This window comes from Dokdonella sp. GW821-FHT11D02 (assembly GCF_058808595.1).
The window spans coordinates 1,140,770-1,165,452 of the sequence record NZ_CM179520.1 but is presented as its reverse complement, the minus strand read 5'-3'; the positions used below and the strand labels follow the sequence as shown (position 1 = coordinate 1,165,452).

Annotated in this window: 28 protein-coding genes; 6 read left to right on the top strand and 22 right to left on the bottom strand. The window is 66.7% G+C overall.

The window, feature by feature from the left end:
• Window positions 1-113 precede the first annotated feature (113 nt).
• Genes AC3QL3_RS04915 through AC3QL3_RS04895 form a run of 5 tightly spaced genes read right to left on the bottom strand, consistent with a single transcriptional unit; the run spans window position 114 to window position 4,865 of the window.
• Window positions 114-1,754, bottom strand: a complete 1,641-nt coding sequence (locus AC3QL3_RS04915; RefSeq protein ID WP_492897210.1) for a sulfite reductase subunit alpha — start codon at window positions 1,752-1,754, stop codon at window positions 114-116.
• On the bottom strand, window positions 1,751-2,770 hold the full coding sequence (locus tag AC3QL3_RS04910) for an FAD:protein FMN transferase (protein WP_492898866.1): 1,020 nt from the start codon (window positions 2,768-2,770) through the stop codon (window positions 1,751-1,753). The genes AC3QL3_RS04915 and AC3QL3_RS04910 overlap by 4 nt, the downstream gene beginning before the upstream one ends.
• A 40-nt stretch (window positions 2,771-2,810) precedes the next feature.
• Window positions 2,811-3,623, bottom strand: a complete 813-nt coding sequence (locus AC3QL3_RS04905; RefSeq protein WP_492897209.1) for a DUF4198 domain-containing protein — start codon at window positions 3,621-3,623, stop codon at window positions 2,811-2,813.
• A 55-nt stretch (window positions 3,624-3,678) separates the two neighbouring features.
• Window positions 3,679-4,212: a DUF2271 domain-containing protein gene (locus tag AC3QL3_RS04900; RefSeq protein ID WP_492897208.1), complete on the bottom strand. Its 534-nt coding sequence runs from the start codon at window positions 4,210-4,212 to the stop codon at window positions 3,679-3,681.
• 11 nt (window positions 4,213-4,223) lie between these two features.
• Entirely contained in the window at window positions 4,224-4,865 is a 642-nt protein-coding gene (locus AC3QL3_RS04895) for a PepSY-associated TM helix domain-containing protein (RefSeq protein ID WP_492897207.1), read from the bottom strand.
• A 343-nt stretch (window positions 4,866-5,208) separates the two neighbouring features.
• Here AC3QL3_RS04895 and AC3QL3_RS04890 point away from each other — a divergent pair, with 343 nt between their 5' ends.
• A complete protein-coding gene (locus AC3QL3_RS04890; RefSeq protein ID WP_492897206.1) occupies window positions 5,209-7,230 on the top strand; it encodes a serine hydrolase domain-containing protein in 2,022 nt (673 codons plus the stop codon).
• 54 nt (window positions 7,231-7,284) lie between these two features.
• On the opposite strand, the gene AC3QL3_RS04885 is transcribed toward AC3QL3_RS04890, so the two are convergent.
• Window positions 7,285-7,689, bottom strand: coding sequence for a YciI family protein (locus AC3QL3_RS04885; protein ID WP_492897205.1), 405 nt, complete (start codon window positions 7,687-7,689; stop codon window positions 7,285-7,287).
• A 197-nt stretch (window positions 7,690-7,886) separates the two neighbouring features.
• Between AC3QL3_RS04885 and AC3QL3_RS04880 the strand changes: the two genes are divergently transcribed.
• From AC3QL3_RS04880 to AC3QL3_RS04870, 3 genes are all read left to right on the top strand, one after another.
• Complete coding sequence (locus AC3QL3_RS04880) at window positions 7,887-8,402, top strand: SMI1/KNR4 family protein (RefSeq protein WP_492897204.1); 516 nt, start codon at window positions 7,887-7,889, stop codon at window positions 8,400-8,402.
• 75 nt (window positions 8,403-8,477) lie between these two features.
• The gene (locus tag AC3QL3_RS04875; RefSeq protein ID WP_492897203.1) at window positions 8,478-9,152 is read left to right on the top strand and encodes a response regulator; all 675 of its coding nucleotides are present in this window, start codon (window positions 8,478-8,480) and stop codon (window positions 9,150-9,152) included.
• A gap of 29 nt (window positions 9,153-9,181) precedes the next feature.
• The gene (locus tag AC3QL3_RS04870; protein WP_492897201.1) at window positions 9,182-10,561 is read left to right on the top strand and encodes a sensor histidine kinase; all 1,380 of its coding nucleotides are present in this window, start codon (window positions 9,182-9,184) and stop codon (window positions 10,559-10,561) included.
• Window positions 10,562-10,570: 9 nt separating this feature from the next.
• Here the strand turns inward: AC3QL3_RS04870 and AC3QL3_RS04865 are convergent, their stop codons facing one another.
• The 12 genes from AC3QL3_RS04865 to AC3QL3_RS04810 form a co-directional block, all read right to left on the bottom strand.
• Window positions 10,571-11,095, bottom strand: coding sequence for a hypothetical protein (locus AC3QL3_RS04865; protein WP_492897200.1), 525 nt, complete (start codon window positions 11,093-11,095; stop codon window positions 10,571-10,573).
• Between the two features lie 188 nt (window positions 11,096-11,283).
• On the bottom strand, window positions 11,284-11,598 hold the full coding sequence (locus tag AC3QL3_RS04860; protein ID WP_492897199.1) for a non-heme iron oxygenase ferredoxin subunit: 315 nt from the start codon (window positions 11,596-11,598) through the stop codon (window positions 11,284-11,286).
• Window positions 11,595-12,149: a GNAT family N-acetyltransferase gene (locus AC3QL3_RS04855; RefSeq protein ID WP_492897198.1), complete on the bottom strand. Its 555-nt coding sequence runs from the start codon at window positions 12,147-12,149 to the stop codon at window positions 11,595-11,597. The genes AC3QL3_RS04860 and AC3QL3_RS04855 overlap by 4 nt, the downstream gene beginning before the upstream one ends.
• The gene (sufU, locus tag AC3QL3_RS04850) at window positions 12,146-12,586 is read right to left on the bottom strand and encodes a Fe-S cluster assembly sulfur transfer protein SufU (protein WP_492897197.1); all 441 of its coding nucleotides are present in this window, start codon (window positions 12,584-12,586) and stop codon (window positions 12,146-12,148) included. Before sufU ends, AC3QL3_RS04855 begins: the two co-directional genes overlap by 4 nt.
• Window positions 12,587-12,647: 61 nt before the next feature.
• The gene (locus AC3QL3_RS04845; RefSeq protein ID WP_492897196.1) at window positions 12,648-13,868 is read right to left on the bottom strand and encodes an aminotransferase class V-fold PLP-dependent enzyme; all 1,221 of its coding nucleotides are present in this window, start codon (window positions 13,866-13,868) and stop codon (window positions 12,648-12,650) included.
• 65 nt (window positions 13,869-13,933) lie between these two features.
• On the bottom strand, window positions 13,934-15,070 hold the full coding sequence (gene sufD / locus AC3QL3_RS04840; RefSeq protein WP_492897195.1) for a Fe-S cluster assembly protein SufD: 1,137 nt from the start codon (window positions 15,068-15,070) through the stop codon (window positions 13,934-13,936).
• A complete protein-coding gene (sufC, locus tag AC3QL3_RS04835) occupies window positions 15,070-15,840 on the bottom strand; it encodes a Fe-S cluster assembly ATPase SufC (protein ID WP_492898864.1) in 771 nt (256 codons plus the stop codon). Before sufC ends, sufD begins: the two co-directional genes overlap by 1 nt.
• Window positions 15,841-15,892: 52 nt before the next feature.
• A complete protein-coding gene (locus tag AC3QL3_RS04830; RefSeq protein ID WP_492897194.1) occupies window positions 15,893-16,387 on the bottom strand; it encodes a GNAT family N-acetyltransferase in 495 nt (164 codons plus the stop codon).
• 12 nt (window positions 16,388-16,399) lie between these two features.
• A complete protein-coding gene (locus tag AC3QL3_RS04825; RefSeq protein ID WP_492897192.1) occupies window positions 16,400-16,825 on the bottom strand; it encodes a hypothetical protein in 426 nt (141 codons plus the stop codon).
• Window positions 16,822-18,291 carry a Fe-S cluster assembly protein SufB gene (gene sufB / locus AC3QL3_RS04820; protein ID WP_492897191.1) on the bottom strand — a complete coding sequence of 490 codons (1,470 nt, stop codon included), beginning with the start codon at window positions 18,289-18,291 and terminating at the stop codon, window positions 16,822-16,824. Before sufB ends, AC3QL3_RS04825 begins: the two co-directional genes overlap by 4 nt.
• A gap of 99 nt (window positions 18,292-18,390) precedes the next feature.
• Window positions 18,391-18,837 carry an SUF system Fe-S cluster assembly regulator gene (locus AC3QL3_RS04815; RefSeq protein ID WP_492897190.1) on the bottom strand — a complete coding sequence of 149 codons (447 nt, stop codon included), beginning with the start codon at window positions 18,835-18,837 and terminating at the stop codon, window positions 18,391-18,393.
• 99 nt (window positions 18,838-18,936) lie between these two features.
• Window positions 18,937-19,554: a hypothetical protein gene (locus AC3QL3_RS04810; RefSeq protein ID WP_492897188.1), complete on the bottom strand. Its 618-nt coding sequence runs from the start codon at window positions 19,552-19,554 to the stop codon at window positions 18,937-18,939.
• Between the two features lie 232 nt (window positions 19,555-19,786).
• Here AC3QL3_RS04810 and AC3QL3_RS04805 point away from each other — a divergent pair, with 232 nt between their 5' ends.
• On the top strand, window positions 19,787-20,827 hold the full coding sequence (locus tag AC3QL3_RS04805; protein WP_492897187.1) for an aminoglycoside phosphotransferase family protein: 1,041 nt from the start codon (window positions 19,787-19,789) through the stop codon (window positions 20,825-20,827).
• 2 nt (window positions 20,828-20,829) lie between these two features.
• On the top strand, window positions 20,830-21,522 hold the full coding sequence (murU, locus tag AC3QL3_RS04800) for an N-acetylmuramate alpha-1-phosphate uridylyltransferase MurU (protein WP_492898862.1): 693 nt from the start codon (window positions 20,830-20,832) through the stop codon (window positions 21,520-21,522).
• Here the strand turns inward: murU and hda are convergent.
• From hda to AC3QL3_RS04780, 4 genes are read right to left on the bottom strand one after another with little or no spacing between them, the layout of a single operon-like run.
• Window positions 21,519-22,235, bottom strand: a complete 717-nt coding sequence (hda, locus tag AC3QL3_RS04795; RefSeq protein ID WP_492897186.1) for a DnaA regulatory inactivator Hda — start codon at window positions 22,233-22,235, stop codon at window positions 21,519-21,521. The genes murU and hda overlap by 4 nt on opposite strands.
• Window positions 22,232-23,407 carry an AI-2E family transporter gene (locus AC3QL3_RS04790; RefSeq protein WP_492897184.1) on the bottom strand — a complete coding sequence of 392 codons (1,176 nt, stop codon included), beginning with the start codon at window positions 23,405-23,407 and terminating at the stop codon, window positions 22,232-22,234. The genes hda and AC3QL3_RS04790 overlap by 4 nt, the downstream gene beginning before the upstream one ends.
• On the bottom strand, window positions 23,397-23,966 hold the full coding sequence (locus tag AC3QL3_RS04785; RefSeq protein ID WP_492897183.1) for a CDP-alcohol phosphatidyltransferase family protein: 570 nt from the start codon (window positions 23,964-23,966) through the stop codon (window positions 23,397-23,399). The genes AC3QL3_RS04790 and AC3QL3_RS04785 overlap by 11 nt, the downstream gene beginning before the upstream one ends.
• Window positions 23,967-23,978: 12 nt before the next feature.
• Complete coding sequence (locus tag AC3QL3_RS04780; protein ID WP_492897182.1) at window positions 23,979-24,611, bottom strand: DUF8605 domain-containing protein; 633 nt, start codon at window positions 24,609-24,611, stop codon at window positions 23,979-23,981.
• Window positions 24,612-24,683 lie beyond the last annotated feature (72 nt).

Genomic DNA, 24,683 nt, shown 5'->3' with positions numbered 1-24,683 from the left:
GATCGCGTTCGCGCCGAGGCGGTAGAAATGCAAAGACAATGTTATTCTTAATGAGAATGATTCGCAACTAACGGATAGGGCGATTCCGTTCAGTCCTAATCGAACGGCGGCGCTCAGTACACGTCGCGTCGATAGCGTCCCTGCGCGATCAGCTCGTGCACGCGATCGCGCCCCAGCGTGTCGACCAGCACCGCATCGATGCCGGGCGCCATCCCTTCGAGACTGCCGCATACGTAGATCGCAGCGCCGTCTTCGACCCACTCGCGCAGCACCGTCTGCGCGGCGGCTAAGCGGTTCTGCACATAGACCCGCTCTTCCTGCTCGCGCGAGAACGCGAGATCGAGCCGTTCGATCGCACCCTGCGACTGCCAGGCTCGGATTTCCTCGCCGTAGTGAAAGTCGCAGGCAGCGTGACGCTCGCCGAACAAGAGCCAGTTGCGTCGCTCACCGCCGGCGATGCGTTCCTTCAACAAGGCGCGCAGGCCGGCGATGCCGGTGCCGTTGCCGATCAGGATCAGCGGGCGCGCGTTGGCCGGTGCATGGAAATTCGCGTTCGTGCGGATGCGCAGCGCGATCGGCTCGCCGAGGCGCGCATGCTCGGTCAGCCAGCCTGCGCCGAGACCGATACGGCCGTCGGGCCGGCGCAGCTGCCGCACCAGCAGATGCACCGCGCCGTCGGCCGGCAGCGACGCGATCGAGTATTCGCGATGCGGCAGCGGAACCAATTGCGCCGCGATCGACGCTGCGTCGCGGCCGCCGAGCTCTGCGCGCTCGGGCAAGCGGCTGCGTGCCAGCACCGCGCGCAGCGGCTCCGCACCGGAGCCGGCGTCGATGATCGCATCGCCGTCGACAGCGGCCTCGCGCAGCCACGCGGCGACTGCGTCCGGCGCTTGGCGCGGGCCGACTTCGACGATATCGCCGGCGCGCCAACGCGGCTGCGTGCCGCGCGGCGGATGCAGGGCAAGATGGAAGCAGGCGCCGCCCGCGCTGCCCGGATTGAGCAGGCGCCGCTCGGCCAGAATCCATTCTTCGTAGCGCGGCGCTTGCCAGTCCGGCAAGTCGGTACGTCCGGCGAGCACGCCGATTTCGCGCTGCCAGTGGCGCAGCGCGCCGCCGTCGCCGTCGTCGACTTCGACCGGATCGAACAGCGGCTGCGCAGCGCAGGCGCGCAGCCAGGTTTCTAAACGATGGCCGAATGCGCAGAAGTTGCGGTACTCGCGATCGCCGAGCGCGAGCACGCCATACGCGAGACTCGACAACGGCGCCGGCCGATCGAGCACGTCGCGCACGAATGCCGCCGCACTGTCGGGCGGATCGCCCTCGCCGGTCGTGCTGACGACGAACAGCGCGCGCGCGGTTCGTGCAAGCGTCGCCGCGTCGAGCAAGCCCAGCGGCGTCAGTCGCGTCGCCACGCCGGCAGCGTGCAACGAGTCGACGGTTTGCCGCGCGAGCTGTTCGGCGTAGCCGGTCTGGCTGGCGTAAGCGACCAGCAACGCCTCGGAAGATGCGTCGTTCGGCTGCCCGGCTAGTGCGCGCGCGCGTGTCCGATGCAGACTCCAGATCGCGCCGCAGAGCCCGGCATAGGCGAGCAGTGCGATCGCCGCCGCGATCAGCCGCTGTGGTCCCGGATCGCTCCACGCCGGCCAGCCGCCTTGCAACTGCAGCAGGCCGAATGCAGGAACCGCCAGCACGACCAGCGGCACCAGCGCGCCGAGCCATTCGCGCGACGGCGGCGAAGAGCTGCGCACGTTCATTCCTTCAACAGCGCAGCAAACGCCGGCGTCATCCGTTCGACCAGGCGGTCGCCATCGTGCAGCAGCACCAGCACCGCCACGCCGCGCTGTTCGGCGAAGGCGAGGCCGGCGTCGGCGCCGAGCACCATGATGGTGGTGCCCATCGCATCGGCCTGCATGCAATCGCCGGCCACCGTGGTCACCGAGGCGATTCGATGCTCGACCGGCCAGCCGCTGCGCGGATCGATGTGATGGGAGTAGTTGCGGCCGGCGTCCTCGAAGAAATGGCGGTAGTCGCCCGAGGTCGCGATCGAGCGGTTCTTCAGCACCAGCGTGCGCTGCACTTGATCGACGCTGTCGACTGCGCCGGCCGCAGCGCCCGGCTTCTCGATCGCGACCTGCCATGGCGACCCATCCGGACGCGCGCCGTGTGCGCGCAGCTCGCCGCTGATGTCGACCAGATAATTGTCGACGCCGCGGCGTTCGAGAAAGCGCGCGATCTGGTCGGTGCCGAAGCCTTTCGCGATTGAGGACAGGTCGAGATAGACATCGCCCGGCTGCAGCACGCGGCGATGCTCGCGATCGAGCTGCACGCGTTGCCAGCCGATGCGCGCACGAGCGGCGTCGATCGCGGCCGCTGCCGGAACCTTGTGCTCGTGCGTGCCGGGACCGAAACCCCACAGGTTGACCAGGGGCCCGACGGTCGGGTCGTAGGCGCCGCCGCTGTCGCGCGCGAGCGTCAGCGCGTAGTCGAGCACGCCGAAGAATTCCGCCGGCAACTCCTGCCAGGCGCCGGCCGACGCGCGGTTGTAGCGGCTGAGGTCGGACTCCGCCTCGTACGTGCTCATCTGTGCGACGACGCGATCGGCTTCGGCCTGGATGCCGCGCTCGAGATCGGCGACCGCGAGGTTCGCCGGCACGATCAGCTTGACCGTCCAGGTCGTGCCCATCGTGCGGCCGTGCAGAGTCGTCAGCGCCGGCTCGGCGCAGCCGCTGAGGGCCGCGAGCGAAACGAGGCAGACCCACAGCGCGCGCATCACGCTGCGCGCGCCGGTGTGGAGCGGAGCGGACAAGCGCTTACTGCGGCAGCACTTCCAAGGTCGCCGTGTAGTTCAGGCGGCGATCCTTGGCCGGCTTCAGGGTCGCTTTCTGGCCTTCCAACGAGGTGTTCAGCCAGTACAGACCGGGCGCCGGCCAGGTCACCGAGAACTCGCCGTTGGCGTCGGTCGTCAGCGCGACTTCGTCCTGCTTGTTGCGGTAACGCGTACCGCCGGCGAGCAAGGTGATCTTCAGATCCTTCGCCGGCTTGCCGTCGAGCAAGAAGCGGAACTTGGCCGCCTCGCCGGCGTAAAGATCGTTCGGATGGGTGACCGGCACCAGCTCGAGGCCGCTGCCGCTCGGCTTCAGCACGCCGTCGCTCGGCTTGCCCAAGGTGACGAAGGTGCCGGTGCTCGATTCGTACTGCGAGATCTCGACATCCTTTGCGTCAGCCGGAATCTCCTTCAGCTTGTCGGCGCTGCCGCGCCAGCGCTTCTTCTCGCCCTTGGCGTCGACGTAGCTGGCAGTGAGGCCGCCGGTCGCCAGCGCGATCTTGTAGGTGCCGGGCTGAGTCAGGTGCACGTCGAAGCTGCTGCGGAACTTGCCGGTGGTCGCGTTCTCCGGCGTCAGCTTGCTGCCGTCGGGCGCGCTGATGACTAGATTGTCGAGCGGCATCGGCCGGTGATTGAAATTGAACAGATCGTTGGAGGCGGCGGCGTCGACCGTGACCCAGGCGTCCTCGCCATCGGACAGCACAGTCGTCGACGGCACCAGGAAGGCCTTGTGCGCCGAGGCGATCATCGGCAGGCAGGCGGCCAGCGCGAACGCGGCCCATTTCAGCGAAGTGTTCATGCGATGCTCCAGATAGAGGAAATCGTTGGATTTGCGTGGCCCAAGCAGGTGCCGCTCACGGATTCAGATCGAAGCGCAGCGCACCGAGCTCGTGCTCGCCTTGCGCGGAAAGATGCTGCGGCGCCTGCGGCGGCCACTCGAACGGAACACTGAGAAGTTCGTGGCCGCCGACCTCGCGCGCCGCCTCGACCACCAGTTTGTATTTGCCGGCAGCGAGACCCGCCAGCGGCGGCTTGTCGCTGGAGAAGCTGAGCTGATGCTGGCCGGCCGGGCGCGTCGCGCCGCTGACACCGTCGATCGGAAGCGTCTGCTCGCGGCCGCTGCGCCGCCACCACTGACGCAAATCCGCCAGCCACTTCGTGCCCGGCTCGGACTTGCCGGACTTCGCATCCTTACCGTCTTTGTTCTGGTACCAAACCGCCAGATTCGCAGCGACGCTGCGATCCTCGCGCTCGATCCAGACCGCGACGTAAGGGCGGTGATATTCGGACACGTCCAGGCGCGGAATCTCCACGCTGAGCTGCGCCGTCGCGGCGAAGGCGGAAGGTGCAGCCAGAGCGATGACGGCAAGCAAGGCGGATACGCGCATGAACGACCTCGTCAGTGAATGAACAGCAATGTGATCAACAACGGCAGCACGAGCCCGAACGCGACGATCGGCCAGGTCAGCGGCCGCTGCCGGCCGTGCAGATAGAGCAGGAACAAACCGGTCAGCGCGAAGATCAGGCTGGCCACCGCGAACAGGTCGATGAACCAGCTCCACAGCGCGCCGGCGTTGCGGCCTTTGTGCAAATCATTGAAGTAGGAAATCCAACCGCGATCGGTCTTCTCGTACTGCACCTTGCCGCTGTCCCGATCGATGCTGAGCCAGGCATCGCCGCCCGGCCGCGGCATCGACACATAGACCTCGCCATCGGACCACTCCGCCGCACGCGCGCCGAGATCGACGCCGAGCTCACGCGAGATCCAATCGCGCACCGCGGCCGGCACCGTGCCGTCGGCCTCCTCGCGCTGCGCCAGCCGCGCCAACAGGTCAGCCGGCAGTTGCGCTTCGCGCGTATTGACCTGCGGTTTGCCTTCGATCTGGCGCGCGTGATTGAGCGTGAAGCCGGTCGCGCTGAACAACACGAGCGCGACCAGGCACACGGCCGAGCTGATCCAGTGCCACTGGTGCAGCGTCTTCAGCCAGTACGCGCGTCGTTTCGGATCGGGCATGCGCTCGATGCGCGCCGCTTCCGTCATGCCTTCCTCACCTGGCGACGCGGATCGCGCCGCTGCCCTTTTCACGATGCCGTTTTGGAAATCGACGACGCTGAAAAACCGCTCGTCACGGCGCGGGATTACATCACAAATGAGAATCACTCTCAATAAATCGAGAGTGGCGGCGAGCGCTCTTTACATCGATTGATGCCGCTGCACGACTACGGACAGACGCCGTCCGCAGACGGACAGTACGAACCGACCGCTTCGTCTCAAGTGCTTGATTGACGACGAAACCCGTCGATGGCATGAGCGCTGCAACGACGACACACGGATTTTTCGCGCGGTCCAAACGATCGCCCCCGCCTACCCGTCGAGGACATCGATGAACCTGCTGCCGTCCCTGCTCTGCTCCGCACTCGCGGTCTCCATTCCCGCATGGTCGGCGGCGGCCGAAAAAGTTCGCGCTCCGGCAGCGTCGACGCCGACCGCCACCGGCGAGACCTTGAGCGCCGACACGCCGCGCACGACGGTCGACGGCAATCGTTTCGTCGCACCGGCCGGGTGGTCGATCCGCACGCGCGGCGCGGCCGTGATACTCACGACGCCCGAAGGCGGTTCTCAGATCGCCCTGGTCGACATCGGCGCGGCCAAGGATGCCGACGCCGCGGTGGCGAAGGCGTGGGCCGCTTACGATCCCAAGTCGAAGCGCACGCTCGAACAGAGCGGTGATCGGATCGTGCGCGGCGGCTGGGAGCAGATTCGCGGCTATCGCTACCAGACCTCTCCCGACGAGCAGCGCAGCGTCACCGCGCGTGCACTGCGGCGCGGCGAACGCTGGACGGTAACGATCTACGACGTGACCGACGCGGTCGGCAGCAAGCGCGAGGCGCAAGTCGGCCTGATCCTCGGCCGCCTCGCGCCGAAGGGCTACAGCCGCGAAACGTTCGCCGGCCGCAGCGCGCACAAGTTGGACACGTCACGTGTCGAGGCGCTCAAGCAGTTCGTCGAAAGTGCGCGCCAGCAGTTCGACGTTCCCGGCGTGGCCCTGGGCATCGTGCAGGATGGGAAAGTGGTATTCGCCGGCGGCTTCGGCGTGCGTCAGTTGGGCAAGCCGGACCAGGTCGATGCCGACACCTCGTTCATGATCGCCTCCAACAACAAGGCGCTGACCACGCTGATGCTGGCGAAGCTGGTCGAGGCCGGCAAATTCACCTGGGACACGCCGGTCACCCAGGTGCTGCCGACCTTCAAGCTCGGCGATACCGACATCACGCAGCGCGTGCAGATGAAGCACCTGGTCTGCGCCTGCACCGGCATGCCGCGTCAGGACATGGAATGGATGTTCGAAGGCGAGCGCCTGACGCCCGCATCAGTGGTGGCGATGCTGGCGACGATGCGGCCGACCAGCAAGTTCGGCGAGCTCTATCAATACTCCAACCTGATGGCCGACGCCGCCGGATTCGCCGGCGGCCATGCCTTGCATCCGCAGATGGAACTGGGCGCCGCTTACGACGCCGCCATGCAGTCGCTGGTGTTCGATCCGCTGGCGATGACCTCCACCACCTTCGACTTCGCCCGCGCCCTGCGCGGCAACCATGCCGAGCCGCACGCGAAGGACATCGATGGACACACCGTGCCGATCGGCATGGAGCTCAACGCCTCCGCCATTCCGACTCGTCCCGACGGCGGCGCGTGGAGCACGGTCCGCGACATGCTGCGCTACGTGCAGATGGAGCTCGACCGCGGCCTGTTGCCCGACGGCAAGCGCTACATCGCCGAAGCACCCTTGCTCGAGCGCCGCGTTCCGCAAGTGAGCATGGAAAGCGACATGAGCTACGGCATGGGTCTGAAGATCGACCGCATCTGGGGCATTCCGCTCGTGCGCCACGGCGGCACTGCGTTCGGCTACGTCTCGGACATGTTGTGGCTGCCCGACCAGAACGTCGGCGCGGTGATCTTGACCAACGCCGGCTCGAGCGACGGCGGCGCTTCGATGCGCAACTTGTTCCGCCGGCGCCTGTTGGAAGTCTTGTTCGACGGCAATCGCGAGGCGGTCGCGAATGCGCCGGTGGAAGCGGCGCAGATGAAGGAGAATCTCGCCGCCGAACGCAAACGCCTCGCCTTGCCGGCCGATCCGGTTGCGGTAAGCAAGCTCGCCGCGCGCTATCGCAGCGCCGAACTCGGCGACCTCGAGGTGGTGCGGAAAGACACTACGACCTGGTTCGACTTCGGCGGCTGGAAGAGCGAGGTCGCATCGCGCCGCGAGAAAGACGGCAGCATCGTGTGGGTGACGGTGTCGCCGGGCGCGAGCGGCTACGAGCTGGCGGTCGCGGACAAAGACCAGACGCGCTCGCTGATCCTTCGCGACGAGCAGCACGAGTACGTTTTCGCCGAAGCGAAATGAGGCAATGCAGTCGGAGCCGCGCGGTGCGATCCGGCACGAATCGCCTGCCCGCGATCAGCCGGCGACGGAATCTTCGCGCGGCGTTTCGTTGCCACGCCGGTAGGCGCTGGCGCGCTCGCCTTCGATAGGCCGTACGTCGTAACTAAGCCCGCAGGCGAGGCACGGATTCTGCGCGGCGAGCGCCGCCGCCTCGTCGAGACTGGCGGCGAGGAAGAACCAGTAGCCGCCGATCACTTCCTTCGCCTCGGCGTACGGACCGTCGACGATGCCGGCGCGCGAAATGCGCCGGCCCCCGCGCGCGAGGCGCTGGCCCGCGCGCAGCTTGCCGGCGGCGACGAGCTGATCGTGCCAGGTGTAGAACGCATCGATCGCCTGCTGGATCTCGGCGGGCGACTTGTCCGCATCCCATTGGCCGCGCGAGATCACCAGGTATTCGTTGTTCGCAGTCGATTCGGTCATGTCGTGCTCTTGCGGTGGTGGGGTTGCGCGACGCGTGGATGCGTCGCCGCTTGGACATCGGCAGTGATATCGAAGACGCTTTGGAGCGTCCCGATCGCTTCGCTACATTATCGTCACACGGCCGTGCCGCGCGCGGCATCGGCGCGAACGAAGCGAACATGCACGAATCCGCAACCGGACGCGAAGGAAGACCGACAATGGACGCCGACCAACGCATCGAAGCGCTGATCGCACGCCTGGACCAGCTCGCGCAGTATGGCGACGACTGCGAGATCGCTTGGGCCGGCGCCAGCACGGAGCAGGCGATCGCGACCGTGGAGCGAGCGCTCGATGCCAACCTCAGCGGTTCGTTTCGCCGCTTCATTCTCAGAACCGGCGGCGGCGGCATCGATACGCTGTCGATTTCCGCCATTCCCGCCGCCGACCCGCTGGGCGGCCTCGGCACGGTATACGGCGACACCCTGCACTATCGACAGGCGTTCTGGGCTTCGCCTCTGCCGCCGCACCTGATCGTCGTCCAGCGCAGCCAGGACGACAACGAGCCCTTCTGCCTGGACTCCTCGCGTGTGATCGACGGTGAGAATCCCGTCGTTCTGTATTACCAGCACTCGAGCAGAGGACACGCCGAACTCATCGCGCCGAGCTTCCTCGACTTTCTCGACGCCTACCTCGCCCCCTACTTCTCCGACCTCGACACCCACAACGCCAGCTGAGCGCCGCTCACGCGCAGATGGATGCGAGCGGCTCGACGGCGCCGTCCTCGTCGCAGGCCGGGTTAGAATGCCTCGGTGCGCGTATTGGTCATCGAAGACGAAGCCGCGATCGCCGATGCGATCGGCGCGGCGCTGACGAACGCAGGCCATGCGGTCGACCGCCTCGCCAGCGGCCGGCTCGCGGACGCTGCGCTGCACGACCATCCCTACGACTTGATCGTGCTCGATCTCGGTCTGCCCGACGTCGACGGCATCGAGTTGCTGCGCCGGCTGCGCCTGCGCGCGGATTCGGTACCGGTACTGGTCGCGACCGCGCGCGAAGCGCTGGAAGAGCGCGTGCACGCGCTCGACCTCGGCGCCGACGACTACCTGGTCAAGCCGTTCGCATTGCGCGAATTCGAAGCGCGCGTGCGCGCCCTGCTGCGGCGGCGCACGACGCAAGGCGTGCCGGAGCTGTCGATCGGCCGCCTGCGCATCGATCTGCCGCGCCGGCGCGCGCATCTGGGCGACGAACCGCTGGAGCTGACCCCGCGCGAGTTCGGCCTGCTCGAAGCGCTGGCCGCGCGGCTTGATCGCGTCATGAGCCGCGAGCAACTGATCGACGCCTTGTGCACCTGGGACACCACCTTGACCGACAACGGCCTCGACATCGCGGTCTATCGGCTGCGGCGCAAACTCGAAAGCAGCGGCGTGCGCATCCGCACCGTGCGCGGGCTGGGTTATCTGCTGGAGGCGGAAGATGACGAGTAGGCGCCGCGCCGCAGCGGGAACGACGCCCGATGCGCGCTAGCCGGCCGCCGAGCCTGCGTCGGCGCCTGCTGACGATCCTGGTGGTGCCGATGGTGCTTGCCTGGCTCGGCAGCGGCGCCTTGATCTACGGCCTCGCGCTGTACTACGCCAACGTCAACTACGACCGCTCGCTGGTCGAGGGCGCGCTGATGCTGGAACGGATGACGCGCAGCGAGGCCGGGCGCGAAGAGCTCAGCCCGCAGGTGCGCATCCTGATCGAGTACGACAGCGACAACCCGACCTACTACGCCGTGCACAGCCTCAATCACGGCATGCTCGCCTCCAATCTGGAGTTGCCGCTGCCGTTGACGCAGCCGGCGATCGGCGCGTCGCCGCGGCTCGATTCGATCGTGCTGAACGGGCGCGAGCTGCGCATGGCCTCGCTCGCGATCGGTCAGGACGATCCGGCCGACACGGTAGTCATCTCGATCGCCGAAGCGCTCACCCAGCGGCGCGAACTCGCGCGCGAAATCCTGATCGGCACCTCGCCGATCGTGCTGCTCCTGATCCTCATCGTGCTGGTGCTGGTCTGGTTCGGCGTCAGCCGCGGCTTGCGTCTGCTCGACCCCTTGACCCAGCAGATCGCGCAGCGCCGCGCACGCGATCTGTCCGCGCTGGACCAGAGTCAGGTGCCGATCGAGATCCGCCCGTTGACGCGCACGATCGATGCGCTGTTCGCGCGCCTGCGCGAACTGCTCGACTTGCAAGAACGTTTCATCGCCGACGCCGCGCACCAGCTGCGCACGCCCCTGGCCGGCTTGCGCCTGCAAGCCGAACGCGCACTCGCCGATCCACGCCCCGACAGCGTGCGCGATGCGCTGGTCCACGTTGAACGCCTGTCCACCGGCGCCGGCCGCGCCGCCGGCCAGCTGCTCGCGCTGGCGCGCGCGCAGACCGTGAACGAGGACGACTCCAGTACCTGCTCGGTCGACCTCGCCCGCCTGGCGCGCGCCTACGCCGGCGAACGTGTGCCGGACGCGCTCGCTGCGCGCATCGATCTCGGTTACGAAGGACCGGCCGACGGCCTCTTGGTCAGCGGCGACGCGGTGATGTTGCGCGAAGCGCTGGTCAACCTGGTCGACAACGCGCTGAGCTACGCCGGCGCGCGCGGCACGGTGACGATCTCGATCGGCCGCGACGGCGACGCGATCGCGCTCGCAGTCGAGGATTCCGGCCCCGGCGTCGCGCCGGAATGGTGGCCGCGCCTGGGCGAGCGTTTCTTCCGTCCGCCCGACAGCCGACCCGAAGGCTCCGGGCTTGGGCTCGCGATCGTGCGCCGCATCGCCGAGCGGCACCGCGCCAGCGTGGTGTTCGATCGCGGCCGCGACAGCCGTGGTTTGCGCGTGACCTTGCGCTTCCCGGCCGGTTGATCGCATCGGTCAGATACGATCGAAACCGTCGGCGAAGATGCGATCGATCGTTGCGATGTCGTAGCTCAGCGTGAAGGCTCCGCAGGAGCCGGCCCCTGCTTCCGGTGTGGCGGCGATGATCAGGCGGTACGAACCGGCGCCCAGACCGGCGACCGAAATCGGTGCGCCGACCTCGCCCGTCGCGAGACAAGCGGCGACATCGCAAGCTTGGGTACTACTGGACAAGTACATAACCGGGACGAATCCATCCGTACCCGACGCCAAGACGAACGCGCCGCTGGATGGCCCGTTCAGCGCGAATGCGAATACTGTATTGGGTCCGGGATTGCCGACTGCGGCGCAAAGCACGTCGGCGATGTGCTCGCCGCCGCAGGTGTTGCCCGAGACCGGCGAACTGCCTCCCAGCAGGATCTGCGGCGACAGGCAGGTCTGTGCCTCAACGACGCCCGAACCCCATGCGAAGACGACGGTCAGCAGAACTCCTGCGGCCGTTGCCGAGAATGTTTCGCGCAGCCGAAAACGTCGTATTTTCATCGCACGCCCCTTGGCGAATGCCGATACGCATCGATCGTGCTTGTGATACGCCATACGGCGCTGGATTCCGCCAAGCGCCATTCGACCGGGACGTCGTGTTTTTTTCTGGTGCTGGCGCAGGCCAGAAGGGAGTGCGTATGACCCGCTCGTCGTCCGTGAGCGAGGTCACGGCAGGAGGGCGAGCGATCTCAGCGATCGTCGCGCGTGTAAACGACGCCGTCTTCGAGCTTGACCGGGAATTTCGCCACCGGCTCGTACGCCGGCGGGCACAGCACCGCGCCGGTGGTGATGTCGAAGCGCGCGCCGTGGCGAGGGCATTCGATCTCGTGGCCTTCGATGAGGCCGCCGGTCAGCTCGCCGCCGTCGTGCGTGCAGACGTCTTCCAGCGCGTACAGCACGCCGTCGAGATTGAACACGGCAATCGGCGTGTCGCCGTCGTAGACGTTGCGGTATTCGCCCGGCAGCAGCTCCGACTGCGGACAGACGCGAACCCAGCCGCTCACAGCGTCTTGGCCAGGAGTTCGAAGCGAAGATCGTCGCGCTTGGGAATGCCGAAGCGCTCGTCGCCGTACGGAAACGGCTTGTACTTGCCGGTGCGCCGGTAGCCGCGCCGCTCGTACCAGGCGATCAGCTCGTTGCGGATCGAGATCACCGTCATCTGCATCTCCCCGCAGCCCCATTCCTCGCGCGCGATGCGCTCGGCTTCGGTCAGCATGGCGCGGCCGACGCCGCCGCCCTGCAGGTTCGGCCTGACCGAGAACATGCCGAAGTAACCGATGCGCGCGCCGCCCTCGCCTGCTGTCGCTTCGATATGCGCACAGGCGAGCAGGCCGCCCTCCGACTCGCCGAGCAGGACTTTGCAGTCGTGCTTGCCGATCAGGGCGGCGACGCCTTGCGGATCGGTGCGCTGGCCTTCGAGCATGTCGGCTTCGGTGGTCCAGCCCTGCTTGCTGACCTCGCCGCGGTAGGCCGATTCCACCAGCGCGACGATCGCGGCGACATCGTCGGCAGCCGCGGCTCGAAAGGTGATCGGGGCGGTGGCAAGGGTGTTCATACGTGCTCCGTTTCGGTACTGATGAGGGAATGGCCACTCAGCGCAGCCTGCAGCGCGGCCCAAGGCAGCAGCGCACATTTGCGCCGCGCCGGATGATTCTGCAAAGCGCGCAGTGCGTTCAAGTCGCCGAGCGCAGGATCCTCCGCCGCGCCTTCGAGCAACGCGCCGAAACGCGCGGCCAGCGCTGCGATCTGCGCCGGCGCCAGACCGACGGCGACATCGCCGAGCATCGAGGCGCTCGCGGTCGCGATCGCGCAGGCTTCACCGGAGAAAGCGAACTCGGCTAAGTGACCGTCCGTGCAACGCAATTCGATCCGCAACGCATCGCCGCAGAGCGGATTGCGGCCGTCGGCGGCGTGCGTGCATTGCGTCAGCGCACCGCGCCGATGCGGCTGCCGATAGTGTTCGAGCACCCGTGGTGCGTACAGGGGATTCATGCAAAAGTGCGGCCGCAACGGCCTGCTCGTCGAAATCCGTGCTCGAAGAGGATGGCACGCATCATCCCAGCAGCTTGCGCACCCGGCCGATCGCGGCGATGAACGCGTCGACTTCCTCACGCGTGTTGTAGAACGCCAACGAAGCGCGCGCCGTCGCAGGCACCCCATAGAACTGCATCAACGGATGCGCGCAATGATGGCCCGAGCGCACCGCGACGCCTTCGTGGTCGAGCAAGGTCGCCAGATCGTGCGCGTGCACGCCGTCGATCAGGAACGACAGCACCGGCGCTTTCGCTTTCGCTTCACCGAACAAGCGCAGACCCGGCACCGATTTCAGCGCGTCGGTGGCGTACGCGAGCAGATCGCTCTCGATCGCGGCGATCGTGTCGAGGCCGACCTGCCCGACGTAGTCGAGCGCGGCGCCGAGGCCGACGAAGCCGGCGATGTTGGGCGTGCCGGCTTCGAACTTGTGCGGCGCGTCGGCGAAGGTGGTGCCTTCGAAACTGACCGTGCGGATCATCTCGCCGCCGCCGAAGAACGGCGGCATCTGCGCCAGATGCTCCTTACGCGCCCACAGCACGCCGGTGCCGGTCGGACCGTACAGCTTGTGCCCGGTCAGCGCGTAGAAATCGCAGCCGAGTGCTTGCACGTCGATCGGCAGGTGCGGCGCTGCCTGCGAACCATCGACCAAGAGCGGCACGCCGTGCGCGCGGCAAGCCTTGGCCAGTTCGCGCACCGGATTGATCGTGCCGAGCACGTTGGAGACGTGGGTCACGCCGGCCAGCTTCACACGCGGGTTCAAGCGCGCAACGAATTCCTCGACGATCAGCTCGCCGCTTTGTGTGATCGGCGCCGCGATCACCTGCGCGCCGGTGCGCGCGGCGACCAGCTGCCACGGCACGATGTTGGCGTGGTGCTCCATCGTGGTGACCAGGATCTGGTCGCCCGGCTGCAGACGCGGCAGCGCGTAGCTGTAAGCGACGGTGTTGATCGCCTGAGTGGTGCCGCTGGTGAAGATCACTTCGTCGCGCGTCGCCGCGTTGAGGTAGCGCGCGAGCTTGTCGCGCACGCCTTCGTAAGCCGCCGTGGCGGCCTCGCCGAGCGCGTGCACGGCGCGCGCGACGTTCGCATTGGTCTCACGGTAGTAGCGATCGACCGTGTCGATGACCACTTGCGGCTTCTGCGAGGTGTTGGCGTTGTCGAAGTAGATCAGCGGCTTGCCGTGGACCTCGCGCGCGAGGATCGGAAAGTCGTTGCGGTACGGATTGACTTGGCTGTTCATCTCGGCGAGTTCTCGTTGGATCGGCACCCGCGACGAAGGCACGCATCGCGCGGCCGCCGCGAACCTCATTCTTGCGTCGGCAGGACGGTCTGCACGCGTTGCGCCAGGCGCTCGCGCAGATCGGGATCGGCGACGCCGTCGAGCACTTCGCGACAGAACGCCACGATCATCAGGCGCCGCGCGTCGGCCAGCGGAATCCCGCGCGAACGCAGATAGAACAGCGCGCTTTCGTCGAGCCGGCCGACGGTGGCGCCATGCGCGGCCTTGACCTCGTCGGCGTAGATTTCGAGCACCGGCTGCGTGTCGATCTCGGCCAGCGCCGACAGCAGCAGATTCTTGTTCGACAGCTGTGCGTCGCTGCCGTCGGCGCCGGCGGCGACAGTGATCGCGCCGTGGAAGATGCCGCGCGCGCGCTGGTCGGCGACGCCGCGCCAGAGCACGTCGCAGGCGGTGTCGCGCGCGAGATGGCGGATGTCGAGGTGGGTGTCGGCATGCGCGCGGCCGCGCAAGGCGAACACGCCGCGCGATTCCAAGCGCGCGCCCGCACCGGCGAGATCGACCTGCAGATCCAAGCGCTGCAGACGTCCGCCGAGCAGCACGTGCGCGGTGCGCAACCTCGCTTCGGCGCCGACATGTGCTTCGACCCGGCGATACGTGGCGACCGATTCGGGCAGCTCGCACAAGCTGACCAAGTCGAGCTGGGTGCCTTCGGCGAGCTCGAACTTGCGCTGCACCGAACCGAGCAGCGGCGCGCCCTCGACACCGAGATATTGCTCGACGATGCAGGCGCGTCCGCTCACGAGCGCCACTTCCACCGTCGCCTGCCAGCGGCTCGGCTGCGCCGACGGCACGCTGACGTGCACCACGTGCATCGGTTCGTCGACGTCGCCGTCGATGCGGATCGAATAGCTGTTGCCGGACGATTCGCCGACGGTTACCGCAGCGCCGATCTGCCCGATATCGGAATAGCGTTCCGCCACCACGCCATTGACGACCACCACGCGGCGGCCCTGCGTTCGCGGCCATTCGAACTGTGCGCGCAACGCGTCGGGCAACGGCGCCTGCGGATCGGCCGGCGCGAATTCCTGCTGCGCCAGCGCGCGCAGCGCCGTCTTGCTGTAACGCCACGACTCCGCGCGTGCCTGCGCGTCGCCACGGCCGAATTCCTCCAGCAGGTCGTTCTCTCTCGACGCCGCTGCCATCACGCAGCTCCCGCCGCTCGCGGCAGGTGACGCTCGGCGATCCAGGCGTAGCCGTGTTCCTCCAGCTTGTGCGCAAGCCCAGCGTCACCCGATTCGACGATGCGCCCGTCGGCGAGCACGTGCACGACGTCGGGCACGATGTAGTCGAGCAGACGCTGATAATGGGTGACGACGAGGAAGGCGCGCGCCGGATCGCGCATCGCGTTGACGCCGTCGGCGACCAGCTTCAGCGCGTCGATGTCCAGGCCCGAGTCGGTTTCGTCGAGGATCGCCAGCTTCGGCTCGAGCAGCGCCATCTGGAAGATCTCGTTGCGCTTCTTCTCACCGCCGGAGAATCCTTCGTTGACGGCGCGATGAAGCAGCTCGTCCTTGAGATGCAGCACGGCGAGCTTCTCGCGTACGCGCTTCAGAAACTGCATCGAATCGAGTTCGCTCTCGCCGCGCCGCTTGCGCTGCGCGTTCAGCGCGGCGCGCAGGAAATAGGTGTTGTTGACGCCCGGAATCTCGACCGGATACTGGAACGCGAGGAAGACGCCGGCGGCGGCGCGTTCTTCCGGTTCGAGGGCGAGCAGGTCCTGGCCGTCGTAGCTCACCGAGCCTTGGGTGACCTCGTAGCCTTCGCGTCCGGCCAGCACATTGCCGAGCGTGGACTTGCCGGCGCCGTTGGGGCCCATGATCGCGTGCACTTCGCCGGCCTTCGCTTCCAGCGAAAGACCTTTGAGGATTTCCTTGCCCGCGACGCGGACGTGCAGGTCGTCGATTTTCAGCATCATCGTCATCTCTCGTTCGCGCCGTTTCCTAAAGCGGGAAACGACGACTGCATCATGGGTGCGCGAGCTTCGCGATCGCCTCGCCTTCGACGCGGCAACCGATCCATTCGGGCATCAGCTTGGCGCCGAGCGAGCGGTAGAACTCGATCGACGGCGTATTCCAGTCCAGCACCTGCCACTGCAGGCGCGGCAGCCCTTCGGCCTCGCAGCGCGCGGCCAGATTCGCAATCAATGCCTTGCCGATGCCGCGCCCGCGAAACGGCGGACGCACGTACAAATCTTCCAGATAAATGCCGTGGCGGCCGCGGAAGGTCGAATAGTTGTAGAACCAGAGCGAGAAGCCGGCCACCTCGCCCTGCCACCGCGCGATCTCGGCGAACGCGCGCGGATTGGCGCCGAACAGCGCCGCGGCGGTGTCCGCTTCGCTCGCGTCGACTTCGTGGCGCAGCTTTTCGTAGTCGGCGAGTTCGCAGATCAGCGCATGAATCGAAGCGGCGTCCTCGTTCCTCGCCGGCCTGATCGTCAATTCTTTCGCGAATGCATCCATTTCAAATCCCGCTCAAAACACGATCTTGCAAAATACGGGCTGCGAATTTCGATCCCGTCCGATCGTAAGCGGCTTGCCGACATCGCACTGCAGCGCTTCGGATCGGCCCGGGGAACCCACTCCTATTCCGGTATAGAGACTCAACGGTTCCTGTTCGCCCTGCCACTCGACTCGATATTGAACGGGGCGGTCACCGGCCAAGCTCATCGTGCCCCAATGTTCCAGCGAGCGGACTTGAAAACGGCCCTCCGCATCGGTGGTCGAGCAGGCTCGTGCGGGCTTGGAGAAAGGCGAGATTACGCAGATCGTCTGCGCCGGGAGCGGCGTGCCGTCCTTCAGCAATCGTCCGGAGATGTCCGGTGAATCTGCAGAGCGGATCGGGATGGGAAGGCATGCGCAGAGAACGAGCGGAAGGCCCAGCAGTGAAATAGCCCTCACCCCACCGCTCCTTCGAGCGACACTTCGAGCAGCTTCTTCGCCTCCACCGCGAACTCCATCGGCAGCTCCTTGAACACCTGCTTGCAGAAGCCGTCGACGATCATCGACACCGCGTCTTCCTCGCCGATGCCGCGCGCGCGGCAGTAGAACAGCTGGTCGTCGGAGATTTTCGAGGTGGTCGCCTCGTGCTCGACGACGGCACCGGGATTCTTGACTTCGATGTAGGGGAAGGTGTGCGCGCCGCACTTCTTGCCGATCAGCAAGCTGTCGCATTGGGTGTGGTTGCGCGCACCTTCAGCGCCTTTCTCGACCTTGACCAGGCCGCGATAGGTGTTCTGCCCGCGCCCGGCGCTGATGCCCTTGGAGACGATCTTCGACTTTGTGTTGCGGCCGATGTGGATCATCTTGGTGCCGGTGTCGGCCTGCTGGCGATGGTGGGTCAGCGCGACCGAATTGAACTCGCCGACCGAATCGTCGCCGCGCAAGACGCAGCTCGGATATTTCCAAGTGATCGCCGAACCGGTTTCGACCTGAGTCCAGGAAATCTTCGAGCGCGCGCCGCGGCAGTCGCCGCGCTTGGTGACGAAGTTGTAGATGCCGCCGACGCCGTTCTCGTCGCCCGGGTACCAGTTCTGCACGGTCGAGTACTTGATCTGCGCATCGTCCAGCGCGACCAGCTCGACCACGGCGGCGTGCAACTGGTTCTCGTCGCGCATCGGCGCGGTACAGCCTTCCAGATACGACACGCTGGCGCCCTCTTCGGCGATCAGCAAGGTGCGCTCGAACTGGCCGGTGTCGCGCGCATTGATGCGGAAATAGGTCGACAGCTCCATCGGGCAGCGCACGCCCTTGGGTACGAACACGAACGAACCGTCGGAGAACACCGCCGAGTTCAGCGCGGCGAAGTAGTTGTCGCCGGGCGGCACCACGCTGCCGAGGTACTTCTGCACCAGCTCCGGATGTTCGCGCACCGCTTCGCTGATCGAACAGAAGATCACGCCGACCGCGGCGAGCTCCTTGCGGAAGGTGGTGCCGACCGAGACCGAGTCGAACACCGCGTCGACCGCGACGCCGGCCAGGCGCGCGCGCTCGTGCAGCGGCACGCCGAGCTTGTCGTAGGTTTCGAGCAGCTTGGGGTCGACCTCGTCAAGCGACTTCGGCCGGTTCTTCGGTTGCGAGTAGTAGCTGATCGCCTGGAAATCGATCGGCTCGATGTCGAGCTTGGCCCAGTGCGGCGGCGTCATCGTCAGCCAATGGCGATACGCCTTCAAGCGCCACTCGGTCATCCATTCCGGCTCGTTCTTGCGCGCCGAAATCGCGCGCACGACGTCCTCGTTCAAGCCCGGCGGCAGGCTTTCGCTCTCGATATCGGTGACGAAACCGGCGCTGTAGCGGCGATTGAGGGCTTCGACGACGGCTTCGTTGCCGGCCGGCGGTTCGGCGCGTTCGCGCAATTGCTTTTCCATTTGGATTCGTTCGGTGGCCATGTCACGAAGGCTGCCTAGAGGTTGTCTGCGCTCGTCCCGGAGGCGGTGTCGAGGAACGGCCGTCCATGCCCGTTTCGCTCAAGAGACCGCGACCCGCAACGGGATCGCGGCGCCGCGGCGCGGCGGCGGTTTGAGCATGTCGGCCAGGCTGACCTCGGCCAGCGCGGTCGCGATCGCATGGTTGATGCGCTGCCAATTCACACGTACGCCGCAATGCGATTCGTGGCCGCAGGCGCCGGAATGCGCGCTGCATTCGGTCATGCCGATCGGCCCTTCCATCGCGGTCACGATGTCGGCGATCGAGATGTCCTGCGGCGCGCGCGCCAGCCGATAACCGCCGTTGATGCCGCGCGTGGACACGACCAGCTCCGCCTGCGCCAGCTGCTTCAACAGCTTGCTGACCGTCGGCGCCTCCAGGCGCGCGCGCTCGGCCAGCGTCTGCGCGCTGAGCACGCCCTCGCCCGCGGTGGCGAGGCAGGTCATGACGACGGTGGCGTAGTCGGTCAGTTTGCTGACGCGGAGCATCGGAGACACACGCGGAGTTCAAATAGGACCTAAATGGTACTATTTAATCGGCGCGACCGTCAAACGGAGGAACCAACACCCACGCCGCTGCGGTGCCTCTTATCGAACAAACTTCCTGCGCGCCGCGCCGATGCCGAGCACCAGGATCGTCAACGCGATCAAACCCCAGGACGACAAAGCCGGAGCCGCAAACGGCGTCGGCGTTCCATTCGGCGTCACCACCGGGTTGCCGGAATCGGGCGGTTCTCCGGCGCGATGATTGACATGGAAAAACTCGACCAGGGGCGGCCAGCCGATGACGTCGTTCGCGCTGCCGTCGTTCCAATCGTAGGCGCCCGCGACGATGTCGATGGACCCGTCGACCTTGTAAGGCGGCGCGACCGCGGTACCGTTCTGATCGGTGGTCGCCGTCACCAGCTGGTCCGGCGCAATACCGACGAAACTGCCCTGGGCACAGGGCACCACCGGGTCTTCCGGCGGACGTATGGTGCAGTTGGGATAGAACCAGACCACGATGTCGGGCACCGGTCGCCCGTCGCGATCGACGATCCGAACCGTGAACCGGTCTGCCAAGACCGCACCGATCGGCCCTTGCAAGGAGTCCGGGCCGACGGCCGAGATCGAATAGTTCGGATTGATTTCTTGCGCTGACAGCTGCATCGGCAGAGTCGCGACCGCGAGCGAAAAGACGAGAATCGACGAAACCGATCTACGCATCGCACCTCTCCCCGGTTGTATGCCCCCTCTCGCGCAACCGCCGTTCGGACGGCCGGCTGCGCGAACGCGACCCTACTCCTGCGAAAGTCATCGTACAACCCTAGTTTGGTCGAACCCTGCTAGCGCATAGCGGAGAGGCATTGGCGATGTGCCTTCAGCACTGAAACTGGAACTGGAAGCGCGTCTGCGCCGACAATACGCATCACAGGGCCCTTCCGACAAAGACACGCGCGTGATCGATTCTCCCGGCCGCCATGCGGCGCTGTCTCGCTTCGTGGCCGCCGCGCTCCCAGGCGCCGCCCCCACACTGGCACCCGCTTCCGCCGACGCCAGCTTCCGCAGCTACTGGCGCGTGACGCTTGCCGACGGCAGCACGCGCATCGTCATGGATGCGCCGCCGGAAAAGGAAAACATCGAGCCCTGGCTCGAGATCGGCACGCGCCTGCGCGGCGCCGGTTTGCACGTGCCCGAAGTATTCGCGGTCGATCGCAGCGGCGGCTTCATCCTGATGGAAGACCTCGGCTCACGCGCCTACCTGCCCGAGCTCGATGCAGGCAGCGCGGACGCCCTGTATGCGGACGCGCTCGATGCGCTGCAGCGCATGCAGACTCGCGTCGATGCAGGCGGACTCCCGCCGTTCGACGACGCCTTCCTACGCATGGAACTCGGACTGATGCCGGAGTGGTTTCTCGGCCGTCATCTCGGCGTGTCGCTGTCGCCGGCGCAGCGTACGACGATTGAAGCCGCCTTCGATCGGCTCGTCGCCGCCGCGCGCGAGCAGCCGCAAGGCTTCATGCATCGCGACTATCACAGCCGCAATCTGATGGTGTGCCGGGAAGGCGGGAAAGAGAGCTTCGCGTCGCAGATCGCAAATCCGGGCATCATCGATTTTCAGGGCGCCGTGATCGGACCGCTCACCTACGACCTCGCCTCCCTGCTGCGCGACTGCTACATCGCGTGGGAGCCCGAACGCGTCGAAGGCTGGCGCGAGGGCTACCGCCATCGCCTGGCGCCGTCGCACCGGATCGATGCTGCAACATTCCGGCGCTGGTTCGACCTGACCGGCCTGCAACGCCATCTCAAGGTACTCGGCTTGTTCTGCCGGCTCTGCTATCGCGACGGCAAGGCGCAATATCTGGCCGACTTACCGCTGGTCTGGCGCTACGTGATCGACGTCGCGCGGGCGCATCCCGAGTTGGCGGTACTGGCCGATCTGCTCGAACACGCACTCGACGGGCGCGATCTGACGCGACCGCGCGAGATCGCGGCATGACGATTCGCAGCGCGCTGATCTTCGCCGCCGGCCGTGGCGAGCGCCTGCGTCCGCTGACCGACGCAACACCCAAACCCTTGCTCGCCGTCGGCGGCAAGCGCCTGATCGAACGCCATCTCGACAAGCTCGCGACGCTCGGTATCGAGCGCGTCGTCATCAACACCTCACATCTGGCCGAGCAGTTTCCGGCCGCGCTCGGTGACGGCTCGCGCTGGGGCCTCTCGATCCACTACAGCTACGAAGGCGCGCAGCCGCTGGAAACCGGCGGCGGCATGCGACGCGCGCTGCCCTTGCTGGGCGCGGCGCCGTTCATCGCCGTCAGCGGCGACATCGTCAGCGACTACGACTACGCGAGGCTGCCGTCCGACCCGCCGGGGCTGGCGCATCTGGTCATGGTGCCCAATCCGGACTTCCATTCGCGCGGCGATTTCTGGCTCGACGGCACGCGATTGAACGAAGACGGCGCCGGCGAACGCCTGACCTTCGGCAACATCGGCGTGTATCGTCCCGAGCTGGTGGCCGACGAGCCGGATGGACGCTTCAAGCTGCTGCCGATGTATCAGCACGCGATGCGTCAGGCGCGACTGTCAGGCGAGCGCTACGACGGCGTTTGGTACAACATCGGAACGCGCGAACAGTTGCAGGAACTGGAGCGCGCGCAGAGCGCCGGCGCCGCGACACGCAAGAATTCCTAGCCGCGTCGATCCGTTTCCGTATCGCGGCCGAGCAGGCCGCGCAGAAACGGCACCGTCACGCGCCGCTGCGAAGCGAGCGAGGCGCGATCGATGCGATCGAGCGCAGCGAACAGCGAGGCGAGATCGCGCCGGCCGCGCGCAAACAGCCAATCCAACGCCGCTTCGTCGAGTTCGATACCGCGCCCTTGCGCGCGTTCGCGCAACAGATCACGGCGCGCGGCTTCATCGAGCGGCTTCAGCGCGAGTTGAGCGCAGGCGGACAGGCGCGAAACCAGGTCAGGTAAACCGATGCCCAGTTGCGCCGGCGGAACGCTGGCGGCAAAAACCACGCTGGTGTGCTCGGCGCGGCAGCGGTTGTAGAGATCGAAGGTCGCGTGTTCGGCGTCGCGCTCGCCGGCGATCGCATCGAGATCGTCGATCGCGAGCAGGTCGCTGCCGCCGAAGCCGCGAATCGCCTCGGCACGGCGTTCATGCAGCGCCGCCAGCGACAGGTACTGCGCGCTGCGCCCGGCCGCGTTGGCGGCGGCGCAGGCGGCAATCAAGAGGTGCGTGCGGCCGCTGCCGCTGGGCCCGGCCAGGTACGGCCACGCCTCGTCCGCACCAAGCGCGACGGCGCGCAGGAGTTCCAGCGCGGCCGCGTTGGGACCTGCGCTGAAGCTTTCGAAACGTTGATGCGCCGGCCAGCGCAGCGCGAGCGGCAACTGATCGGTCATGCGCCGGCGGGAGGTTCGGAACTCTTGGGCGAAGAGGTTTCGACGATGATCACCGACGGCGCCGCGGCACTTTCCGCCCCCGGCACGATGATCTCCGGCTGCGCACGCGTGGTGTACAGCTCGCTCTGCGTGTAGCGCTCGTACAAATAGCGCAGCACCACCATCACCACCGAAGCAACCGGCAACGCCAGCAACACGCCGAGGAAGCCGAACAGTTCGCCGCCGGCGAGCACGGCGAAGATCACCGCGACCGGATGCAGGCCGATCTTGTCGCCGACCAGCTTGGGCACCAGCACGTAGCCTTCGAGAGTCTGGCCGACCACGAACACGCCGAGCACCAAGGCGACGTGGAACCAGTCCTGATACTGCACCAGCGCCGCGATCACGCCCATCAGCACGCCAGTGATGGCGCCCAAATACGGCACGAAGCTGATCAGGCCGGCGATCATGCCGATCAAGGGACCGACGTCGATGCCGACCAGCCACAGGCCGATGCCGTAGAGTAGGCCGAGCGCGATCATCACACTGAGCTGGCCGCGCAGGAACGCACCGAGCACGTCGTCGGACTCGCGCGCGAGACGCGAAATCACCGGCTCGATCGAACGCGGGATCAGCGCGTGGATGCGCGCGACCAGGATGTCCCAATCGCGCAGCAGGTAGAACGCGACCACCGGAATCATGACCAGGTTCAAGACCCAACCGACCAGGGTCATGCCGGACTTGGACACTTTCGCCACCACGGTGGCGGCGAAGCCGCCCGCTTCCTTCCAGTTCGCCTGCAAGGCTTCGAGAATCTTCTGCGTGTCGAGGATGTCGGGCGAGATGCCGAAACGCGCTTGCAGCCACGGCGTGGCGCGAGTCTGGAACCAGTTCAGCCAGATCGGCAGCTGGGCCAGGAAATTGCTGATCTGCCGCTCGATGAAGGGCACCAGCACCAGCACCACCGCGACCACCAGGATGGTGGCGACCAGGAACACCAGGCTGACCGCGAAACTGCGGCCCATACGCTTTTCGAGACGATCGACCAGAGGATCGAGCAGGTAGGCGAACAAAGCCGCCACCACGAACGGCATCAAGACCGGCGACAGCAGGTAGATCACGCCGCCGACCACCAACAGCAGGATCAATCCCTGCCAGCGCAAGTCGAGCCGCGTGCCGCCGTTATCCGTCATGTCTTTTCTCCGTTTGCTTCGCGCGCCGTGCGCGCGCACCCCAGATCACCACATAGTGCAGACCGCTGGCGAGCGTGACCAGCGCGGTCAGCACGGCCAGAAGTCCGCGCAGCGCGGCGGGTATGGTCAACCATTGCGACAGATGCAGGAGTTCGACCAGGACGAACACGATCTGCAAGGTCGTGGTCAGCTTAGACAGCCGGCTCGGCGCCGCGTCGAAACGACCGATCAGCCAGTGATAGCCGGCCGCGCCGGCGACGATGACCAGATCGCGCGCGACGATCAAGCCGACCAGCCACAGCGGCAATGCGCCGACCAAGAGCAGCGAGACGAACGCGGTGGTCAGCAGCAGCTTGTCGGCGATCGGATCGAGCATGCCGCCGATCCAGCTCTGCCAGCCGTAATGCTTGGCCAAGAAGCCGTCGAGCGCGTCGCTGGCGCCGGCCACCGCCGCGACCAGCAAGGCGCCGTCGTAACGTTCGCGCGCGATCAGCCAGCACAGCGGCACCGCCAGCAGGATACGCAGGCCGGTGATCAGATTGGGCAGATGGCGCAGCATCGGCGCCGCGTACTACGGAGTGAGCGCGAGCGTCGCATCGACGCCGTCGACCTTCGCTCCCGTTTGGATCGCGCCGAGCGTGCGCTCCATCGCGGCGGCCTCAAGGAAACGCGCCAGGCTCGCCGCCAAGGACAAGCGCACCAGCACGCCGTCGCCGCGCGCCTGCATCGGCTGCGCGCTGCGCACGAAGTTGTTGCGCGCGAGATAGCCGATCACGCGCGCGTAATCGTTCGCGTTGTTGATGCCGCCGATCCACACCGTCGCCTCGCTCGGCGCGTCGGCGACCTCGGGCTCCGCCGCCGCACCGGCCGGACCGAGGCCGAGCCGGCGCAGCAGCTGGTTCACCGCCGCGGCGTCGAACTGCGCGACCAGCACGTACTTCGCGCCGGATCCGTCGCCGCGGCGGTATTGGTATTGCAAGAGATAACGCTCCGCCTGCTCGACCGCCTTGGCGACGTCGCCGCGCGCGAGCACGCCGCTGTCGCCCGACTGTGCGACGACGACGTTGGCCAATGCCGTTTTGAGGGCGCCGGCGCGCTCGTCGTCGGATTGCGAGTTGACCGGCGCTTCGCCGCTATAGGAGCCGGGCGCGGCGACGGCCGCCCAGGCGGCGAGCAGCGCCAGCAGGAAAACGATCGCGCGCAACGGAAAGGACGCTCGCATCTCGGGCCGACTGCCTGCAGGGAATGGGCGCAAGTCTGCCCAAAGCCCGCCGGC

Excerpts from the sequence above, each read along its gene's own strand:
- AC3QL3_RS04915 (WP_492897210.1), bottom strand. The coding sequence starts at position 1,754 with ATGAACGTGCGCAGCTCTTCGCCGCCGTCGCGCGAATGGCTCGGCGCG.
- AC3QL3_RS04910 (WP_492898866.1), bottom strand. The coding sequence starts at position 2,770 with ATGCGCGCGCTGTGGGTCTGCCTCGTTTCGCTCGCGGCCCTCAGCGGC.
- AC3QL3_RS04905 (WP_492897209.1), bottom strand. The coding sequence starts at position 3,623 with ATGAACACTTCGCTGAAATGGGCCGCGTTCGCGCTGGCCGCCTGCCTG.
- AC3QL3_RS04900 (WP_492897208.1), bottom strand. The coding sequence starts at position 4,212 with ATGCGCGTATCCGCCTTGCTTGCCGTCATCGCTCTGGCTGCACCTTCC.
- AC3QL3_RS04895 (WP_492897207.1), bottom strand. The coding sequence starts at position 4,865 with ATGACGGAAGCGGCGCGCATCGAGCGCATGCCCGATCCGAAACGACGC.
- AC3QL3_RS04890 (WP_492897206.1), top strand. The coding sequence starts at position 5,209 with ATGAACCTGCTGCCGTCCCTGCTCTGCTCCGCACTCGCGGTCTCCATT.
- AC3QL3_RS04885 (WP_492897205.1), bottom strand. The coding sequence starts at position 7,689 with ATGACCGAATCGACTGCGAACAACGAATACCTGGTGATCTCGCGCGGC.
- AC3QL3_RS04880 (WP_492897204.1), top strand. The coding sequence starts at position 7,887 with ATGGACGCCGACCAACGCATCGAAGCGCTGATCGCACGCCTGGACCAG.
- AC3QL3_RS04870 (WP_492897201.1), top strand. The coding sequence starts at position 9,182 with ATGCGCGCTAGCCGGCCGCCGAGCCTGCGTCGGCGCCTGCTGACGATC.
- AC3QL3_RS04865 (WP_492897200.1), bottom strand. The coding sequence starts at position 11,095 with ATGAAAATACGACGTTTTCGGCTGCGCGAAACATTCTCGGCAACGGCC.
- AC3QL3_RS04855 (WP_492897198.1), bottom strand. The coding sequence starts at position 12,149 with ATGAACACCCTTGCCACCGCCCCGATCACCTTTCGAGCCGCGGCTGCC.
- sufU (WP_492897197.1), bottom strand. The coding sequence starts at position 12,586 with ATGAATCCCCTGTACGCACCACGGGTGCTCGAACACTATCGGCAGCCG.
- AC3QL3_RS04845 (WP_492897196.1), bottom strand. The coding sequence starts at position 13,868 with ATGAACAGCCAAGTCAATCCGTACCGCAACGACTTTCCGATCCTCGCG.
- sufD (WP_492897195.1), bottom strand. The coding sequence starts at position 15,070 with ATGGCAGCGGCGTCGAGAGAGAACGACCTGCTGGAGGAATTCGGCCGT.
- sufC (WP_492898864.1), bottom strand. The coding sequence starts at position 15,840 with ATGCTGAAAATCGACGACCTGCACGTCCGCGTCGCGGGCAAGGAAATC.
- AC3QL3_RS04830 (WP_492897194.1), bottom strand. The coding sequence starts at position 16,387 with ATGGATGCATTCGCGAAAGAATTGACGATCAGGCCGGCGAGGAACGAG.
- sufB (WP_492897191.1), bottom strand. The coding sequence starts at position 18,291 with ATGGAAAAGCAATTGCGCGAACGCGCCGAACCGCCGGCCGGCAACGAA.
- AC3QL3_RS04815 (WP_492897190.1), bottom strand. The coding sequence starts at position 18,837 with ATGCTCCGCGTCAGCAAACTGACCGACTACGCCACCGTCGTCATGACC.
- AC3QL3_RS04810 (WP_492897188.1), bottom strand. The coding sequence starts at position 19,554 with ATGCGTAGATCGGTTTCGTCGATTCTCGTCTTTTCGCTCGCGGTCGCG.
- hda (WP_492897186.1), bottom strand. The coding sequence starts at position 22,235 with ATGACCGATCAGTTGCCGCTCGCGCTGCGCTGGCCGGCGCATCAACGT.
- AC3QL3_RS04790 (WP_492897184.1), bottom strand. The coding sequence starts at position 23,407 with ATGACGGATAACGGCGGCACGCGGCTCGACTTGCGCTGGCAGGGATTG.
- AC3QL3_RS04785 (WP_492897183.1), bottom strand. The coding sequence starts at position 23,966 with ATGCTGCGCCATCTGCCCAATCTGATCACCGGCCTGCGTATCCTGCTG.